16 protein-coding genes, 1 tRNA gene and 1 pseudogene are annotated in these 18,358 nt (G+C 24.4%); 14 read left to right on the forward strand and 4 right to left on the reverse strand.

Annotated features, from left to right (window positions below; genetic code table 11):
* Positions 1-331: 331 nt before the first annotated feature.
* The 9 genes from mnmG (at position 332) to atpC (ending at position 8,949) form a co-directional block, all read left to right on the forward strand.
* Positions 332-2,206 carry a tRNA uridine-5-carboxymethylaminomethyl(34) synthesis enzyme MnmG gene (gene mnmG / locus AB4W62_RS00005; protein WP_367679918.1) on the forward strand — a complete coding sequence of 625 codons (1,875 nt, stop codon included), beginning with the start codon at positions 332-334 and terminating at the stop codon, positions 2,204-2,206.
* A gap of 173 nt (positions 2,207-2,379) precedes the next feature.
* On the forward strand, positions 2,380-3,195 hold the full coding sequence (atpB, locus tag AB4W62_RS00010) for a F0F1 ATP synthase subunit A (protein WP_367679919.1): 816 nt from the start codon (positions 2,380-2,382) through the stop codon (positions 3,193-3,195).
* Positions 3,196-3,241: 46 nt separating this feature from the next.
* Positions 3,242-3,481 (forward strand): F0F1 ATP synthase subunit C, encoded by a 240-nt coding sequence (atpE, locus tag AB4W62_RS00015; protein ID WP_367679920.1) that lies wholly within the window; start codon positions 3,242-3,244, stop codon positions 3,479-3,481.
* Positions 3,482-3,580: 99 nt separating this feature from the next.
* Positions 3,581-4,063, forward strand: coding sequence for a F0F1 ATP synthase subunit B (locus tag AB4W62_RS00020; RefSeq protein WP_367679921.1), 483 nt, complete (start codon positions 3,581-3,583; stop codon positions 4,061-4,063).
* Positions 4,064-4,066: 3 nt separating this feature from the next.
* The gene (locus tag AB4W62_RS00025; protein WP_367679922.1) at positions 4,067-4,600 is read left to right on the forward strand and encodes a F0F1 ATP synthase subunit delta; all 534 of its coding nucleotides are present in this window, start codon (positions 4,067-4,069) and stop codon (positions 4,598-4,600) included.
* A 21-nt stretch (positions 4,601-4,621) separates the two neighbouring features.
* Positions 4,622-6,169: a F0F1 ATP synthase subunit alpha gene (atpA, locus tag AB4W62_RS00030; RefSeq protein WP_367679923.1), complete on the forward strand. Its 1,548-nt coding sequence runs from the start codon at positions 4,622-4,624 to the stop codon at positions 6,167-6,169.
* 33 nt (positions 6,170-6,202) lie between these two features.
* Complete coding sequence (gene atpG, locus AB4W62_RS00035; RefSeq protein ID WP_367679924.1) at positions 6,203-7,075, forward strand: F0F1 ATP synthase subunit gamma; 873 nt, start codon at positions 6,203-6,205, stop codon at positions 7,073-7,075.
* Positions 7,076-7,094: 19 nt separating this feature from the next.
* Positions 7,095-8,495: a F0F1 ATP synthase subunit beta gene (gene atpD, locus AB4W62_RS00040; RefSeq protein ID WP_367680149.1), complete on the forward strand. Its 1,401-nt coding sequence runs from the start codon at positions 7,095-7,097 to the stop codon at positions 8,493-8,495.
* A 31-nt stretch (positions 8,496-8,526) separates the two neighbouring features.
* Positions 8,527-8,949: an ATP synthase F1 subunit epsilon gene (gene atpC, locus AB4W62_RS00045; protein WP_367679925.1), complete on the forward strand. Its 423-nt coding sequence runs from the start codon at positions 8,527-8,529 to the stop codon at positions 8,947-8,949.
* Between the two features lie 72 nt (positions 8,950-9,021).
* Here the strand turns inward: atpC and gyrB are convergent, their stop codons facing one another.
* From gyrB to dnaA, 3 genes and pseudogenes are all read right to left on the reverse strand, one after another.
* Complete coding sequence (gene gyrB / locus AB4W62_RS00050; protein ID WP_367679926.1) at positions 9,022-11,463, reverse strand: DNA topoisomerase (ATP-hydrolyzing) subunit B; 2,442 nt, start codon at positions 11,461-11,463, stop codon at positions 9,022-9,024.
* Positions 11,464-11,573: 110 nt separating this feature from the next.
* Positions 11,574-12,686, reverse strand: coding sequence for a DNA polymerase III subunit beta (gene dnaN / locus AB4W62_RS00055; RefSeq protein WP_367679927.1), 1,113 nt, complete (start codon positions 12,684-12,686; stop codon positions 11,574-11,576).
* A gap of 5 nt (positions 12,687-12,691) precedes the next feature.
* Positions 12,692-14,052, reverse strand: a pseudogene (dnaA, locus tag AB4W62_RS00060) (chromosomal replication initiator protein DnaA).
* A 326-nt stretch (positions 14,053-14,378) separates the two neighbouring features.
* On the opposite strand from dnaA, the gene rpmH reads away from it, so the two are divergent.
* The 5 genes from rpmH to mnmE all read left to right on the forward strand — a co-directional run bounded on the left by rpmH (position 14,379) and on the right by mnmE (position 18,154).
* Positions 14,379-14,525 carry a 50S ribosomal protein L34 gene (gene rpmH, locus AB4W62_RS00065; protein ID WP_367679928.1) on the forward strand — a complete coding sequence of 49 codons (147 nt, stop codon included), beginning with the start codon at positions 14,379-14,381 and terminating at the stop codon, positions 14,523-14,525.
* Between the two features lie 32 nt (positions 14,526-14,557).
* The gene (gene rnpA, locus AB4W62_RS00070; protein WP_367679929.1) at positions 14,558-14,878 is read left to right on the forward strand and encodes a ribonuclease P protein component; all 321 of its coding nucleotides are present in this window, start codon (positions 14,558-14,560) and stop codon (positions 14,876-14,878) included.
* Positions 14,857-15,129, forward strand: coding sequence for a membrane protein insertion efficiency factor YidD (yidD, locus tag AB4W62_RS00075; RefSeq protein WP_367679930.1), 273 nt, complete (start codon positions 14,857-14,859; stop codon positions 15,127-15,129). Before rnpA ends, yidD begins: the two co-directional genes overlap by 22 nt.
* Complete coding sequence (gene yidC / locus AB4W62_RS00080) at positions 15,113-16,714, forward strand: membrane protein insertase YidC (RefSeq protein WP_367679931.1); 1,602 nt, start codon at positions 15,113-15,115, stop codon at positions 16,712-16,714. Before yidD ends, yidC begins: the two co-directional genes overlap by 17 nt.
* Before the next feature lie 78 nt (positions 16,715-16,792).
* Positions 16,793-18,154, forward strand: coding sequence for a tRNA uridine-5-carboxymethylaminomethyl(34) synthesis GTPase MnmE (gene mnmE / locus AB4W62_RS00085; protein ID WP_367679932.1), 1,362 nt, complete (start codon positions 16,793-16,795; stop codon positions 18,152-18,154).
* An 85-nt stretch (positions 18,155-18,239) separates the two neighbouring features.
* Here mnmE and AB4W62_RS00090 read toward each other — a convergent pair.
* Positions 18,240-18,312: transfer RNA gene (locus AB4W62_RS00090), tRNA-Phe, on the reverse strand.
* Between the last annotated feature and the right edge of the window lie 46 nt (positions 18,313-18,358).

Consider the following 18,358-nt stretch of genomic DNA (forward strand, 5'->3'; position numbering starts at 1 on the left):
TTATGCACAGCTAATAAAGCCTTAAAAACCTTGATTTGTTCAGTTAAATTAAAGTTATCCACAGATATTTTGTTTTATAATAATATCATATATATATATATATATATTTATAAATATAAAAAATCTTTATATATATATATATAAGTATATATATTTATATATGCATTTATTGATTTTGTAAAACAATTTAGTTGATAAATTTAAAAAAAAATACTTTTATATCTTTAAAATTAATTTTGTTGTATATTACTTACTATAATTATGTTTTATCGTTTAAAACAAATTTTTCATTTTCGGTATATTTTAAATATTATAAAATATAGAGGGTTTGGTGTTGTTGTTGAAAACATACGAGGTTATTGTTATTGGTGGTGGGCATTCAGGTACTGAAGCGTCTTCAGCAGCTGCTAGAATGGGTAAAAAAACCTTATTAGTTACACAAAATAAAGAGACTATAGGATTCTTATCTTGTAATCCGGCTGTAGGAGGTATCGGAAAAGGTCATTTAGTTAAAGAAATAGATGCATTGGGGGGGGGAATAGCAAAAATTGTTGATAGATCTGGAATACAATTTAGAATTCTTAATTCAAAAAAAGGCCCTGCTGTTCGTGCGTCAAGAGCTCAAGTAGATCGAAATTTATATCGATTAGAAACTAAAAAATTTTTGCAAAATCAAAAAAAATTATTTATTATAGAAGGTGAAGTAACTGATATTTTAATTAAAAATGAAACTGTTATTGGAATTAACGTAAATAATGAAAACATTTTTTATTCTAAATCTATTATTTTAACTACTGGAACATTTTTAGGAGGAAGAATTTTTATAGGGAAAAAATGTTCTGAAGGAGGTCGAATAAATTCTTTTTCTTCTAAATTTTTAAGTGATAAATTAAAAGAATTTTCTCGATTTCATGGAAGACTAAAAACTGGTACGCCTCCTCGTTTAGATGCAAAATCAATAAATTTTTCAAATTTATTAGTTCAAAAAGGAGATGAGCCTGTACCCTTTTTTTCTTTTATGAATAAAAATGTTAAACATCCTCCGCAGATATCTTGTTATATTACATATACAAATGAAAAAACACATTCAATAATTCGATCGAACATTTTAGAAAGTCCGATGTATAATGGAGAAATTAAAAGTATTGGACCACAATATTGTCCATCTATCGAAGATAAAGTAATTAGGTTTTCTCATAGAACTAAGCATCAAATATTTTTAGAACCCGAGGATTTATCGAGATCTACTATTTATCCTAATGGAATTTCAACTAGTTTGCCTTTTTATATTCAGAAAAAAATTATTTCTTCAATATATGGGTTAGAAAATGCAAAGATTTTAGTGCCTGGATATGCCGTTGAATATGATTTTTTTGATCCTAGAAATTTAAAACTTACTTTAGAAAGTAAAGTTATTAAAGGTCTATTTTTTGCAGGTCAAATAAATGGAACAACTGGTTATGAAGAAGCAGCTGCTCAAGGATTACTAGCAGGATTAAATGCGGCTTTATATACATCTAACTTAAAAGGTTGGTTTCCTCGAAGAGATCAAGCATATTTAGGAGTTTTGGTAGATGATCTTTGTACTAAAGGAGTTACTGAACCTTATAGAATGTTTACATCTCGTGCTGAATACAGATTACTTTTAAGAGAAGACAATGCTGATCTAAGATTAACAGATATCGGAAAAAAATTAGGATTGATCGATAATCTTCGTTGGAAAGAGTATAATAAAAAATTATCATTGATTAATTCTGAAAAAAAACGTTTAAAAAAAATCATTGTTAATGTAGATTCTAATGAATCCAATGATTTAGAAATTATTTTGAATAAGAAATTGAGAAAGAATTGTACAGGAATTGACTTATTAAAAAGACAAGAGATAAGTTATGAGTTATTAACTTCTTTAAAATGTTTTTTTCCGGGAATAAAAGATAAAAAAGCTTCAGAACAAATTGAAATTCAACTTAAATATGAAGGCTATATTAAGCGTCAAAAAGAAGAAATTAAAAAGCAATTATATTATGAAACTATGTCTTTACCGTTAAATTTAAATTATAAAAATATTTTTAGTCTTTCAAATGAAGTAATTGAAAAATTAAATAGATATAAACCAATGACTTTAGGTCAAGCATCTCGAATTTCTGGAATAACGCCTGCAGCAATATCTATTTTAATGATATATCTAAAAAAGAATAATATATAAAAAAATAAAAAAAGATTTTTTAAAGAACAAAATTTTTTTTTGAATTTTTTTATATTTTTTTTTAAATATAGAAAAACATTTATTTTTGTATATAAAAAATATAGATTTTACTTTTTAGCAATATATTTTATAAACATCGAAAAATAATTTTCCTAAAAGGCAAACAATTAAAAATGAATTTAGAAAAAATAGTTAATCCTAAGGATTACATTTTACATCATTTGCATCATTTACAAATAGATATACGTACATTTAGTTTAATCGATTCAAATAACATTCCTTCTCCATATTGGATTGTAAATATTGATACGATAATTTTCTCTTTTTTGTTAGGCTTATTTTTTTTAGTAGTTTTTTATCATGGAACAAAAAATATTAAGAGTATGCCTACAAAATTACAAGTATTAATTGAATTCATTATTAATTTTATTAATAAGAATGTGAATGATGTTTATTGTTTTAAAAATAATATAGTAGCGCCGTTGTCTTTAACGGTTTTTATTTGGATTTTTTTAATGAATGCAATGGATTTAATTCCTATAGATTTGTTCCCTTTTATTAGTAAATTTTTTTTAGGATTACCTAATTGTAGAATTGTACCTTCCGCAGATATTAATGTAACATTATCAATGTCTATTGGAATATTTTTACTCGTAATTTTTTATAGTTTAAAATATAAAGGTATAATGGGTTTTTCAAAAGAATTATTTATGCAACCATTTAAGCATCCAATATTTTTTTTATTAAATTTTATTTTAGAAAGCATTAGTTTACTTTCTAAACCTATTTCGTTAGCATTGCGATTATTTGGAAATATGTATGCTGGAGAAATGATTTTTATTTTAATTTCAGCATTAATTCCTTGGTGGTTTCAATGGTTTTTAAGCGTTCCATGGGCAATTTTTCATATTTTAGTAATTTTGTTACAGTCTTTTATTTTTATGGTTTTAACTATTGTTTACTTATCTATGGCTTTCAAAAAACATTAAGAATTTCACTTTTAAAAATGTAGTATTAATATATAGGAGAAAAACTATGGAACATATAAATATGGATATGTTATATTTTTCTGCAGCAATAATGATGGGTTTAGCAGCAATAGGAGCAGCAGTAGGTATCGGAATTCTTGGAGGAAAATTTTTAGAAGGAGCAGCTAGACAACCGGACTTAATCCCCTTGCTAAGAACACAGTTTTTTGTTGTTATGGGATTAGTAGATGCAATTCCAATGATTGCTGTCGGAATTGGATTATATTTATTATTTTCAGTAGCTTAACTATTTCATATTTTTTTAGATAAATATATGTACATAATAGTACATATTTTATTATATAAATAAAATGTTAGTTTTATAGAATATAAAAAGGAAAGTAATGTGAACCTAAATGCAACATTTTTAGGTCAAATAATTTCATTTATTTTTTTTGTTTGGTTTTGTATGAAATATATATGGCCTCCGGTTATTAAAATTATCGAAGAAAGAAAAAAAGAAATTGAAAATGGTTTAATTTATACTCAAGAAGCAAAAAAAAAATTAGATTTAATTAACAAAAATAAAAAAAAAGAAATTATTTTAGCTCAAAAACAAGCAAAGATTATATTAAAAAAAGCATATGATGAAAAAGCAAGAATTTTAGATGTTGCTAAAAAGAAAGCAGAGATAGAGAAGCAAAAAATTATTGATACGGCAGTTTCAAATATAGAAATTAAACGAAAAAAAATTTTTGAAGAATTAAAAAATAATATAGCTACATTAGCTATTTCTATAGCAGAAAAAATTATTATTCAATCTATTAATAAATCAGAAAGTAATAATGTTATTAAAAGATATATTTCAAATTTAAAGGGAGAACAATAATTTATGATTAATGCGGATACTATTTCTCGTCCGTATGCAAAGGCTATTTTTGAATTTTCTATGAAAGAAAATAAAATTGATTATTGGGAAAAAAAATTACTTTTTTTTTCTAAAATATCGGAATTAGAAATAATTAAAAAAATTCTCTTAAGCAACTATTCTTATAAATATATAATGAAGATATTTGTTGCTGCTTATGGAAAAAGATTAAAAAAAAATGAAGAAAAAATGATTTATTTATTAGCGTTTAATAAACGTTTAATTTACTTAAAAAATATTTTTTCTTTTTTTTTAAAGTATAAAAATAAATATGAAAAAAAGATTTATGTTAATATTATCTCTTCAAAAAAATTATCTAATTTTCATATTAACCAAATTTTAAATATTTTAAAAATACAGTTTTCTAAAAAAATTGTTATAAATACAATTATAGACATTTCCATTATAGGAGGTCTAATAATTAAAATTAATGATTCTGTCATAGACGGTTCTATCTTTACTCATTTAAAACAATTAAAAAATATTTTACATGCTTAATATTTGAGAGAAAAATAGTATATGGAATTAAATTCTACTGAGATTAGTGAATTAATTAAAACAAGAATTGCTAACTTTAAAATTTGTAATATTACTAAGAATGAAGGAACAATAATTACGGTAAGTGATGGAATAATTCAAATTTATGGACTTTCTAATGTTATGCAAGGAGAAATGATAGAGATATCCAATCAACAATATGCTATAGCTTTAAATTTAGAAAGGGATAAGGTAGGAGCTGTTGTATTAGGTAATTATTTAGAAATTACTGAAGGAATGAAAGTTAAAAGTATAGGAAAATCTTTGGAAGTTCCAGTAGGAGAAAATTTTTTAGGAAGAGTGGTGAATGCATTAGGAGATCCTATAGATGGAAAAGGAAAAATTATTTCTTCTTCTTTTTTACCTGTAGAAGCTAGTGCTCCTGGAGTAATTGATCGGGAATTTGTTAATCAGCCTATACAAACAGGATATAAAGCTATAGATACTATGGTTCCCATTGGACGCGGACAAAGAGAATTAATTATTGGAGATAGACAAACAGGAAAGACAACATTAGCTATCGATACTATTATTAATCAAAAAAATTCAGGAATTAAATGTATTTATGTAGCCATTGGTCAAAAATTTTCAACAGTAGTTAATGTTGTAAAAAAATTAGAAGAACAAAATGCATTAAAAAATACTATTGTTATTGTAGCTTCCGCGTCAGAAGCACCTGCTTTACAGTATATAGCACCCTATTCTGGATGTACTATGGGGGAATATTTCAGAAATAAAGGAGAAGATGCTTTAGTTATTTATGATGATCTTTCAAAACATGCGGTTGCTTATCGACAAATTTCATTATTATTAAAGCGTCCTCCTGGTAGAGAAGCATTTCCAGGAGATATATTTTATCTACATTCAAGATTGTTAGAAAGATCTGCTCGAGTAAATATTAATTTCGTAAAAAAAATGACTTTAGGGAAAATTAAAAATAAAACAGGTTCTTTAACAGCATTACCTATTATTGAAACACAAGCAGGGGATGTTTCCTCATTTGTTCCTACTAATGTTATCTCTATTACTGATGGGCAAATTTTTTTAGAAACTAGTCTATTTAATAATGGTATTAGACCTGCTGTTGATCCAGGAATATCTGTTTCTAGAGTAGGTGGTTCAGCTCAAACAAAAATTATAAAAAAACTATCTTCTGGAATACGAACAGCATTAGCTCAATATAGAGAATTATCTGCTTTTTCCCAGTTTTCATCTGATTTGGATGAAGTTACTCGTAATCAGTTGTTATATGGACAAAAATTAACAGAATTATTAAAACAAAAACAAAATAAACCGATTTCAATTGCTGAACAGTCTTTGATTATTTTTTCAGCAGAATTTCATTATTTAGATGATGTTCCTTTAGAAAACATTTCTTCCTTTGAAAATTCTTTATTAGATTATTTTAATCGTTTTCATTCTAAATTAATAATCGAGATTAACAAAACCGGTGTTTATAATGAAAAAATAAAAAATACATTTATAGATATAATTCAGAACTATAAATGTAAAAGAACTGATTTATTTTAAATAAAAATAATTATTGTTAATAGAGATTACTAAATGGCATGTAAAAATGAAATACGTTATAAAATAGAAAGTGTTAAGAATACCAAAAAAATTACTCAAGCTATGCAAATGGTTTCTTTTGCTAAGATGAAAAAATCTAAAGAAAAAATGTATGCTAGTCGTCCATACTTAAATACTTTATCACAAATTATAAATAATGTTTTAGAAAGTTCTTTAGAACATCAACATTCATATTTTAATAGCAAAAAAGTTAGAAATGTTGGTTGGATTATTATATCTACTGATAGAGGTCTATGCGGAAGTTTAAATACTAATTTATTTAAAAAAATTTTAATTCAAATGAAGGAATATTCTAATAAAAATATTTCTTCTAAAATTTGCCTTTTTGGTGCTAAAGCATTTTCATTTTTTAAGTTTTTTAATGAAAAAATAATTTCAAAAACTACGAATATAGAAGAAAAATCCATACATACACGGTCTATAAAGCCTATTAAAAAAATGTTAGAAGAATATGAATCAGGAGAAATAGAAAAACTTTATTTAGCTTTTAATTTATTTAAAAATAGTATGTTTCAAATTCCTACTATTTCTCAGTTATTACCATTAAATTTTCAAAAAAATAATAATCAAAAAAAAAATAAATGGGACTATTTGTACGAACCTGATTCTACGTCTTTATTAAATACATTATTAGAAAGATATATTGAATTTCAAGTATACCAAGCTATAGTAGAAAACATAGCTAGTGAACAAGCTGCTAGAATGTTAGCAATGAAAACAGCAACAGAAAATAGTGATGATTTTATTAAAGAACTACAATTATTATATAATAAAGTTCGTCAAAGTAGCATTACACAGGAATTAACTGAAATTATTTCTGGTGCTTCTTCAGTTACATCAAATTAAAAAAGTTAGAGATCTAATCATGACTATCGGAAAAATTATTCAAGTTATAGGTGCTGTCGTTGACGTTGAGTTTTCACAAAATGAAACACCTAAAATTTATCATGCTTTAGAAGTAAAAAAAAACAATAATATATTAATTTTAGAAGTTCAGCAGCAATTAGGAGGAGGAGTAGTTCGAACCATAGCAATGGGAAACTCTGATGGATTAAAAAGAGGAACTTCTGTTAAAAATTTAAATCATTATATTAAAGTTCCTGTTGGAAAAGCAACATTAGGAAGGATACTAAATGTTTTAGGTGAACCCATAGATAAACAGGGACCTTTAATTGATATTGAAGGTAATCCAATTGAATATTGGGATATTCATCGAACCCCTCCTTCTTATATTGAACAGTTAAGTTCAAAAGAAATATTAGAGACAGGAATTAAAGTAATTGACTTAATGTGCCCTTTTGCTAAAGGGGGGAAAGTAGGTTTATTTGGAGGTGCTGGTGTTGGAAAGACTGTAAATATGATGGAGTTAATTCGAAATATAGCTATCGAACATTCTGGATATTCTGTATTTACTGGTGTAGGAGAAAGAACTAGAGAAGGTAATGATTTTTATAATGAAATGAAAGATTCTAAAGTTTTAAGTAAAGTTTCTTTAGTTTATGGGCAAATGAATGAACCTCCAGGCAATAGATTGCGAGTTGCTTTTACAGGTTTAACATTAGCTGAAAAATTTAGAGATGAAGGAAGAGACGTATTGCTGTTTATAGATAATATTTATAGATATACCTTAGCAGGCACAGAAGTTTCTGCTTTATTAGGAAGAATACCATCAGCAGTTGGATATCAACCAACTTTATCTGAAGAAATGGGTAAATTACAAGAACGAATTACGTCAACAAAAAAAGGTTCTATTACATCGGTGCAAGCAATTTACATTCCAGCAGATGATTTAACGGATCCTTCTCCAGCGACTACATTTGCACATTTAGACTCCACAATTACGCTAAGTCGACAAATTGCTTCTTTAGGAATTTACCCTGCTGTTGATCCATTAAGTTCAACTAGTCGACAATTAGATCCAAATATAGTCGGAGAAGAGCATTATAATGTTGCTTGTTCAGTTCAAAGGATGTTACAGAGATATCAAGAATTAAAAGATATTATTTCTATTCTTGGAATGGATGAGTTATCAGAAGAAGATAAGTTGTTAGTAACAAGAGCGAGGAAAATTCAAAGATTTTTATCTCAGCCCTTTTTTGTAGCTGAAATTTTTACAGGTTTTCCTGGGAAATATGTTTCTTTAAAAGAAAATATTTTAGGATTTAAAGAAATAATAGATGGGAAATATGATCATTTACCTGAACAAGCTTTTTATATGGTAGGAACGATCGAAGAAGTAATTGAAAAATCAAAAAAATTTAAATAATTTTTTTTAAAATAATCTTTGGATTTTTATTATGGATTGTCAGTTAGAAGTTGTAAATATTGAAAAAATAATTTTTTCTGGATTGATTAAAAAAGTTAAAGTTTCTGGAATCGAAGGAAATTTATGTATTTATCCTAATCACACTCAATTATTAACTTTTATACAACCAGGTTTATTGTCAATTATTGATATAAAAGAAAAAATAGAAAATTTATATATATCAGGAGGAATTTTAGAAATTCAACCAAACAAAATATCTATTTTAGCGGATTCGGTAATTAGAGTAATTGATTTAGATCGGAAACACATATTAAGAAATAAAAAAAAGTTGCAAAAAAATATTAGTGATAATCTTGTTTTAGAGCAACAATCAAAAATTATTAAAACGTTATCAGAAGAAATAGCTAAGTTAAAAGTAATTGAAATGATGGAAAAACCTAAAAATAGAAACTAAAAAATATTTCGGCAGGTTTTTCCTGCCGTATTTTAAAATAAATAATTTTTATTAGAAAATAACAAACTTAGATTAAAAATCTATATGATTTACATATAAAGCATTTTTTTCTATAAAATCTCTTCTTGGTTCAACAGCATCTCCCATCAATGTGCTAAATATTAAATTTGCATTTATTGCATTATTAATTGAAATTTTAGACATATTTCTAGTTTTAGGATTCATAGTAGTTTCCCATAATTGTTCAGCATTCATTTCTCCTAGTCCCTTATATCGTTGTATAAACATACGATTTTTATTTTTTTTAAGTAAAATCTTCCAATTTTTTTCAAATTCTGAAAAGAAATACTTTTCTTTTTCTTTTAAAATATATCCTTTTTTTATAATTAATGAACTAAGAATTTTTCCTATATTACTAATATTTTGATAATTATAATTTTTAAAAAAATCTTCTTTAAGAGTAAAATTAATAGATTTTTCCTTTGAATCATATTGTAATAATAAAAAAAATTTTTTTATTTTGGAATTAATGCTTATATTTAATACGGAATAAGTTTCTTTAAATTTTTTATTTAATTTTTTTATTATACGTAAAATCCAATTTTTAATATTTTTTTCATTTTTAAAATCAGTAAAAGCAGGATGATATATTAATTCGTTCAAAAAATTTTTAGGATAATCATTTTCAATATTTTTAATAGATTTTTTTGCTTTATAATATAAAGATATTATTTTTTTTAAGGTTTTAAACCCTAATAAATTTTTTTTATAAATTGAAATGTTTTTTTTGTTATTTGTTGTTTTTTCTTTAGTAAAGATTTCTATACCTTTTAAGGTCGTTTGTATTTGGTATTTTTTCATTTCTTTTTCATCTTTTAAGTAAGATTCTTTTTTTCCTTGTTTAATTCTGTATAAAGGGGGTTGAGCAATATATAAATGTCCTCTAGTAATTAATTCAGGCATTTGACGAAAAAAAAAGGTTAATAATAAAGTACGAATATGAGAACCGTCCACATCAGCATCTGTCATAATAATAATGCTATGATATCTTAATTTATCAGGATTATATTCATTTTTTCCTATTCCACAACCCAAAGCAGTAATTAAAGTTGCTATTTCTTGAGAAGCTAACATTTTATCAAATCTTGCTTTTTCAACATTTAATATTTTTCCTTTTAAAGGTAAAATTGCTTGATTTTTTCGATTTCTTCCTTGTTTAGCAGAACCTCCTGCAGAATCTCCTTCTACTAAATAAATTTCCGATAATGCAGGATCTCTTTCTTGACAATCAGCTAATTTTCCAGGTAGGTCAGCAATCTCTAATGCTCCTTTTCTTCGAGTCATTTCCCTTGCGCGTTTAGCAGCATTTCTAGCTCTAGCAGCATCTATAATTTTATTTACTATTGATTTTGCATCGACTGGATTTTCTAATAAGTATTCTATTAAATATTCATTCATTAATGACTCAACAACTGATTTTACTTCTGAAGAAACTAATTTATTTTTCGTTTGAGAGGAAAATTTTGGATCTGGAACTTTAATGGAAATAATAGCCATTAATCCTTCTCTGGCATCTTCTCCAGTGGTATTAACTTTATTTTTTTTTCCGTATCCTTCTTTGTCTATATATGAATTTAACGTTCTTGTGATTGCTGCTCTAAATCCAGCTAAGTGAGTTCCACCTTCTTGTTGAGGAATGTTATTAGTAAAACAATATATATTTTCTTTGATTTCGTTATTCCATTGTAGAGCAACTTCTACAATAATTTTTTCTTTTTCTGCAGAAAAATAAAATATTTTTGAATGTATCGGTTTTTTAGAAAAATTTAAAAGTTTAATAAAAGCTTTTATTCCACCTTTATATTGATATAAATCTTTAACGGAATTTCTATTATCATTTAAAAAAATAGTAATACCTGAATTTAAAAAAGAAAGTTCTTTTAGTCTTTTAGATAAAATTTCATATTTAAATTTAGTAATATTACTAAATATTTTATGACTGGGCCAAAATCTGATATAAGTTCCATTATCTTTGGTTTTTCCAATTGAAGTTAGTTTATTTTGAGGTATTCCATTAGAATATGTTTGTTTATAAATTTTTTTGTTTCTATAAATAGTTAGTTCTAGTTTTTCTGATAATGCATTTACTACGGATATACCAACTCCATGCAGTCCCCCAGAAATTTTATAAGAATAGTTATCAAATTTTCCTCCAGCATGTAACATAGTCATAATTACCTCTGCTGCTGAAATTTTTTCTTCAGGATGAATATCTATAGGTATGCCTCTTCCATCATCTTTAATTGAAACCGAGTTATCTGAATGAATAGTAACAATAATTTTTTTACAATATCCTGCTAAAGCTTCATCAATAGCGTTATCAACTGCCTCAAATACCATATGATGTAAACCTGTTCCATCATCAGTATTGCCTATATACATACCAGGTCTTTTTTTTACAGCATCTAATCCTTTTAAAATTTTAATATTTGATGAATCGTAATTATTTTTCATTAATTTTCCTAATAAATTGAATTAGTTTAAAGATTTTTTAATAAAAATATAAATTAATTTAATTTAATATTTTTAAAAAATATAAATTTTATTTTTTTATAATCTAAATGTTATAACCGTAATGGCATAATGATATAGTGAATTGAAAATTTATCTTCTTCTTTAATTTGAAGGCTGGTGATAGGATTAGAAAACAAAAGAGAAATATATTTTTTTTCTATAATATTTAAAATATCTAATAAAAAATTAATATTAATTGATATTTTTAGTTTTTCTTTTTGATAATCAGTATTTATTATAGCCTTTGCTGATTCATCTTTTTGGTTTGTAGTTATTAACTTAATTTTTTTATGTGAAATATAAAAAGTTACACTAGAAAGTTTTTCGTGAGAAAGTATAGAGACTCTTGAAAGCGCTTCTTTTAATTTAATTGTATTAACATTGACCGAATTATTATGTTTTTCAAGTAGTATATTTTTATAATTTGGAAAATTTCCTTCAATAATTTTAGTTATGAATGTTATTTCTTCTAATTTTATTAGAATAGTTTTTTTTCCAACAAAAATGATTAATTTTGAATCTTGATCATTAATTAAATGTATTAATTCTATTATTCCTTTTCGAGGAATAATTTTTGAAAATTTCATGGATTTAGGTAATTCTTGTATAAGAGAACTTGAAGCAATAGCCATACGATATCCATCTGTAGCTACTACTTTACATTTTTTTTTATTAGCTTTAAATAATATTCCATTTAAATAATATCTAATATCTTGATTTCCCATACTAAAATAGGTATAAATTAACATTTTTTTAAATATTTTTTTAGAAATTAAAATTTTTGATATAAATTTAAGATTTAAAATTTTGGGGAAATTTTTTGCTGAAGAAGTCAATAACATAAAAGAACACTTTTCAGTAATTATAAATAATTTTTTTTTTAATAAAGTAATATTTATTAATGTTTTTTTAGGCAGTTTTCTACAAATATTTAATAATTTTCTTCCTGAAATTAAAATTTTTCCTCTTTCAAAAACCTTGATTTCTTTAATTTTAATCGTAATTTCAATTTCTAGATTAGTTGCAGTTAATGAAAGAATATTTTTCTCATTAATATTTAATAAAACATTTGAAATAATTGGAAAAGATGAATTTTTAGTTAGTATTCCGTTGATTTTTTGTATTGGTTTTATTAAATCATTTTGATATATAGAAAATTTCATAATTATTATGAAGATAATAGTTTAATTAAGTTAGAATAGTCTTCTTGTATAGAATATGTACTTTTTTGAAGTTGACATATTTTTTTACAAGCGTGTAATACAGTAGTATGATCTCTTCCACCAAATGCTTCTCCAATTTCTGGAAGACTATGATTTGTTAATTTTTTAATAATCATCATTGCCATTTGTCTTGGTCTAGTAATTGATCGAGAACGTTTTCGAGACAATATATCAGATATTTTTATTTTATAATATTTAGCAACTGTTTTTTGAATTTTTTCGATAGTTATAACTTTTTTTTGCAATTCAAAAACATGTCGTAAAGCTTCTTTTGTAAAATCGATGGTAATTTTTTTACAACTGAATTTCGCGTTAGCAATAATAGTATTTAAAGCACCTTCTAATTCTCTAATATTAGATTTCAATTTTTTTGCTATAAAAAAAGCTACTTCATTTGGTAAATAAACATTTTTTTCTTCTGCTTTTTGCATAAGGATAGCAACTCTTGTTTCTAATTCCGGTGGTTCAATGGAAATTGTTAAACCCCAGCTAAATCTTGATTTAAGTCTATCCTCTACTCCTATGATTTCTTTAGGATAACGGTCAGAAGTTAATATTATTTGTTGATTTTTATCAAAAAGAGCATTAAAAGTATGAAATAGTTCTTCTTGAGAACGTTCTTTATTTGCAAAAAATTGTATATCATCAATTAACAATGTGTTAACAGAACGATAATATGTTTTAAATTGTTCAATCTCATTATTTTTTAGCGCTTTTACCATATTTTGCACAAAGGATTCTGAATGCATATATATTACTTTTGCATTATAAAAATTATTCATAATACTATTTCCTACGGCATGTAAAAGATGTGTTTTTCCTAATCCTGTTTTTCCATATAAAAAGAGAGGATTATATGATTTTCCTGGATTTTTAGCAATCTGAAAGGCTGCTGCCCTTGCTAATTGATTAGATTTTCCTTCTATAAAATTTTTAAAACTATATTTACTATTAATTTTACATGTTTTTGAAAAAGAATAAAAAGAAGAACAAATATTCCATTTTTTATGAATAGAAAAATTTTCTTTATTATCTATTTTTTTTTTAATGCTATAGTTATGTTTTTTTTGGTTAATTTAAAATTTAATATAGGAGTGTTATTTTTACAAATATTAGTTAGCAACTGATGTAAAATTTTTAAATATTTATCTTTTACCCAGTCTAGTACAAATCGATTAGGAGCATGTAATTCTAATATATTATTTTTTAATTTTGCTTTTAAAGGTCGTATCCACATGCTGAATTCTGTAGGAGATAGTTCTTCTTGTAATTGAATTAGACATTTTTTCCAGAGTAAAAGACACATAAAATAAACTTCTCTCATATAAGATAATATTAAAATATTTTTTAAAATTATAAAATAGTTGTTTAAAAGATTTAGCAAATAATTTTTTTTTATAAAGATTATTTTTTATATTTATTTTATTAAAAATAAAATATGTATTTTTTTATAAGTAAATTATTTTTTTATGTTAAAAAAATATTTTGTTTGCTAAAATTAATTAATACAAAATTCATAAAAAGATAATTGACTCTATATTTTAGAATTATTATTCTTTACTATGAAATTTTTTAATCAGTATATAGTATATATACTTGTATTTATAACTTTAAAAAAAATAAGGATTAATCATGAAAAGAACTTTCCAACCTTCTGTTCTTAAACGAAATCGAGCTCATGGTTTTCGCTTTAGAATGAGTACAAAGAATGGTCGTCATATTTTATCACGTAGACGTTCTAAACTAAGAGTTCGTTTAACCATATCTTCTAAATCATAAAAAAAGTGATTAAACATTTATTTGATAAAAAAATGAGATTATTAAATTCCTATGAATTTGAGAAAGTTTTTCGTAAACCTTTTTATAAAGTTGAGAATTCAAAAGTAATAATATTTAGTTCTTTAAATTTTTTAGTAACTCCTAGATTAGGAATCAGTATAGCACGGAAACAAATAAAACTATCTCATGAAAGAATTAGAATTAAAAGATTAATTAGAGAAACTTTTCGTTTATCGCAATATAAATTAGTTAAAATGGATTTTGTTGTTGTAATAAAAAGAGAAGTTATGTTTTTAAAAAATAGTTTATTGAATAATATTTTAAGGAATTTATGGTATCGTCATTATCAATAATCTCTCGAATTTTGATATATATATTGTATATATATCAATATTCTATTAGTTATTTAACTTATCCATCATGTCGATTTCATCCAACATGTTCTGAATATGCTAAACTTTCGATATATCGGTTTGGATTATTTAGAGCTATTTTTTTAATTATAAAAAGAATTTGTAAATGTCATCCTTTGCATACTGGTGGTTTTGATAGTATTCCAATTTATAATAAGGAAGTAAAAAAACATCATGGATCTACAACGTAATTTTTTTATTCTTCTATTTATTATAGTTTCATTTTTTCTTTGGAAAGAATATAAAAAAGAAACTTTAATTCAACCAGAAATAAGTAAAGAGGAAGTAAATACATCTAATTTTAGTAATTATAAAGATGAAGATTTTAATAATATTTCAGTTAATACAGATGTTTTATCTTTAAAAATAAATATGAGAGGAGGGGATATAGTTGAAGCTAATTTAAATAATTATAAAAAAGATTTAAATTCAAAAGAATCTTTTGGACTATTACATACCTCACCATCATTTTTATACCATGCTAAAAGTGGATTAATAGGAAAAGATGGATTAGATAATTTCAACTCTAATAAACGACCTATATATCAAGCAGATCAAAAATTATTTAAATTAAAAAAAGATAAGACAGAATTAAGAGTTCCAATTTGGTTTCTTTCAAAAAAAAATATTTTGTATAGAAAGATATTTATTTTTAAAAAAGGAAAGTATGATGTTAATATCGATTACGATATCTTAAATTTAAGCAAAAAAAAAATTGAAATACAGTTACTTAATGAATTGCAACAAAATGCAAACGTTTTAGAAACTGAAAAAAATAAATATAAGCAGAATTTAATGCTTCATACTTTTAGAGGAACAGCTTATTCTTCTCTTCAAAATAATTTTAAGAAATATAAATTTGAAGATATTATAAGTAATAAACAACTTTCGGTAAAAACTAATACTGGTTGGATAGCTATGGTACAGCAATATTTCAGCACTGCTTGGATACCAAAAGAAAAAAATATCATAGATTATATCTATACTTTTAAGTCAAAAAAAAATTTAGTTAATATAGCTTATATATCTAAAAAAATTTATATTAATCCGAATTCTCATAAAAAAATTAGTTCTATTTTATGGATTGGTCCTGAAATTCAAGATAAAATGAGGTTATTAGCTCCTAACTTAGATCTAACTATAGATTATGGTTGGTTTTGGTTTATTTCTCATCCATTATTTCAATTATTACGATATTTGTATCGTTTAGTTGGAAATTGGGGGATTTCTATTATGTTAATTACATTAATTATTAAACTATTAATGTATCCTCTAACTAGAGTTCAATATAAATCTATGATTAAAATGAGAAAGATACAACCTAAAATTGATCTTATTAAAGAAAAATTTAGTAATGATAAAAGAAAATTAAGTCAAGAAATTATGATGTTATATCAAAAAGAAAAAATTAATCCCTTAGGAGGATGTTTACCAGTATTGTTACAAATGCCAATTTTTTTAGGTTTATATTATATGTTAACTTCTTCTATAGAATTAAGACATGCTCCTTTTTTATTATGGATTCGGGATCTTTCTTCATACGATCCTTATTATATTTTACCTATATTAATGGGGCTATCAATGTTTTTAACCCAAAAAACATCTTTGAATGATATTTCAGATCCCATGCAAAAAAAAGCAATGTATTTTATGCCCTTTATATTTGTATTCTTTTTTTTATGGTTTCCTTCAGGGTTAGTTCTTTACTATATTTCTAATAATTTAATTACAATGATTCAACAAAAATTAATTTTAAATAGTTCCTTAAAAAAATAAGTAGGAGAATTTTATTAAAAAAAATAAGTATTATTTTTAATAAATTTCATTTAAATCTGGTTTAAGAGAATATTTTATATGTTAAAAACGGATACAATTGTTTCACAAATTACTCCAAAAGGAAAATCAGCTGTTGGAATTATCCGTGTTTCAGGATATAAAACAAAAAATGTTATTTTAAAAGTATTAAAAAAAAAAATAAAACCAAGATATGCTCATTACGTAAATTTTTTTGATAAAAAAAACATTGTTTTAGATCACGGTATCGCAGTATGGTTTTCATGTCCTAATTCTTTTACAGGGGAAGATGTACTAGAATTACATTGTCATGGTAATCAGATAATTTTAAATTCTATTATTGAAAGAATCGTTTCAATAGAAGGAATAAGGATAGCAGAACCAGGTGAGTTTTCAAAAAGAGCATTTTTAAATGGAAAAATTGATCTAATTCAAGCGGAAGCAATAGCAGATATAATTAATGCAAACTCTCGATATGCTATTCAAGCGTCTTTACATTCATTAAAAGGTGTTTTTTCGAGTTATATCCAAGATTTAATTAATTTAATATTAAAATTATGTGTTCATATAGAAGCTGAAATTAATTTTTCTGAAGAAGAAAACATAACTTTAAGTTCTACAATTGAAGACCAGCTGAATAATATATCTTTAAATTTTTTAAAATTTAATAAATTTTCAATAGAAAATAATACTGATAAAGAAGCGGTTCGCGTAGTTATTGTTGGGCATCCTAATGCTGGAAAATCTAGTTTATTTAATACTTTAGTTCTTAAAGATCGATCCATAGTAACTAATATTTCAGGAACCACAAGAGATATAATTGATGAAAATTTATTAATAAACGGAGTAAATGTTAAAATTATCGATACAGCTGGATTGCATAATTCTAAAGATAAAATTGAAAAAATTGGGATTCAAAGAGCATGGGAAGAAATTAAAATATCAGAATATATATTTTTTGTTATGGACGCAAGTTTGAGCATGCAAACTCAAAAAAAAATTTTTAAAAATTTTATTTTTTCTTTATCAGATGATTTAAAAAATATTATAATTATTTTGAATAAAATTGATCTAATTAAAAAGAATCAACAATTATTTAGTTCTAAAAAACATTTAGTAATAAAAATATCAGTTAAAAAAGATGTTGGAATTGACTTAATTTGGAAAGTTTTAAAAGAAAACATTATTTTTAATGGAAATATAGAAGATAAATTTTTAGCACGTTTTCGTCATTTATGTGCTATCAAGCTTGCTAATAAACAATTTACTAAGGGAATTAAAAATTGGAATAAGAAAAAAAATATTGAGTTATTAGCAGAAGATTTAAAAATAGTTCAAAACACATTAAACAAAATCACTGGAAATATAACTTCTGATGATGTATTAAAGAAAATATTTTCTAATTTTTGTATTGGAAAATAATTTTTTTAAAATACTGTAAGTAATTTTTTTAAGACATCAATCTTTATTATTTTTAAATTTTGTATAAAAAATCATATTTTTAATATGCCCGAAGGCGGAATTGAACCACCGACACGGGGATTTTCAGTCCCCTGCTCTACCGACTGAGCTATTCGGGCTATAAAGTATTTAAACATTATTTAGATAGTTATGTCAAATATTTTA

Origin of the sequence: Buchnera aphidicola (Mindarus abietinus), from assembly GCF_964059085.1 — a bacterium.
GTDB classification, from domain to species: Bacteria; Pseudomonadota; Gammaproteobacteria; order Enterobacterales; family Enterobacteriaceae; genus Buchnera_A; species Buchnera_A aphidicola_C.

What these genes read in the sequence shown, in the direction of transcription:
- yidD (WP_367679930.1), top strand. Translation starts at nt 14,857, where the DNA reads ATGGTATCGTCATTATCAATAATCTCTCGAATTTTGATATATATATTG.
- atpC (WP_367679925.1), top strand. Translation starts at nt 8,527, where the DNA reads ATGGATTGTCAGTTAGAAGTTGTAAATATTGAAAAAATAATTTTTTCT.
- gyrB (WP_367679926.1), bottom strand. Translation starts at nt 11,463, where the DNA reads ATGAAAAATAATTACGATTCATCAAATATTAAAATTTTAAAAGGATTA.
- mnmE (WP_367679932.1), top strand. Translation starts at nt 16,793, where the DNA reads ATGTTAAAAACGGATACAATTGTTTCACAAATTACTCCAAAAGGAAAA.
- atpA (WP_367679923.1), top strand. Translation starts at nt 4,622, where the DNA reads ATGGAATTAAATTCTACTGAGATTAGTGAATTAATTAAAACAAGAATT.
- atpB (WP_367679919.1), top strand. Translation starts at nt 2,380, where the DNA reads ATGAATTTAGAAAAAATAGTTAATCCTAAGGATTACATTTTACATCAT.
- yidC (WP_367679931.1), top strand. Translation starts at nt 15,113, where the DNA reads ATGGATCTACAACGTAATTTTTTTATTCTTCTATTTATTATAGTTTCA.
- rnpA (WP_367679929.1), top strand. Translation starts at nt 14,558, where the DNA reads ATGAGATTATTAAATTCCTATGAATTTGAGAAAGTTTTTCGTAAACCT.
- rpmH (WP_367679928.1), top strand. Translation starts at nt 14,379, where the DNA reads ATGAAAAGAACTTTCCAACCTTCTGTTCTTAAACGAAATCGAGCTCAT.
- atpG (WP_367679924.1), top strand. Translation starts at nt 6,203, where the DNA reads ATGGCATGTAAAAATGAAATACGTTATAAAATAGAAAGTGTTAAGAAT.
- dnaN (WP_367679927.1), bottom strand. Translation starts at nt 12,686, where the DNA reads ATGAAATTTTCTATATATCAAAATGATTTAATAAAACCAATACAAAAA.
- atpE (WP_367679920.1), top strand. Translation starts at nt 3,242, where the DNA reads ATGGAACATATAAATATGGATATGTTATATTTTTCTGCAGCAATAATG.
- AB4W62_RS00025 (WP_367679922.1), top strand. Translation starts at nt 4,067, where the DNA reads ATGATTAATGCGGATACTATTTCTCGTCCGTATGCAAAGGCTATTTTT.
- atpD (WP_367680149.1), top strand. Translation starts at nt 7,095, where the DNA reads ATGACTATCGGAAAAATTATTCAAGTTATAGGTGCTGTCGTTGACGTT.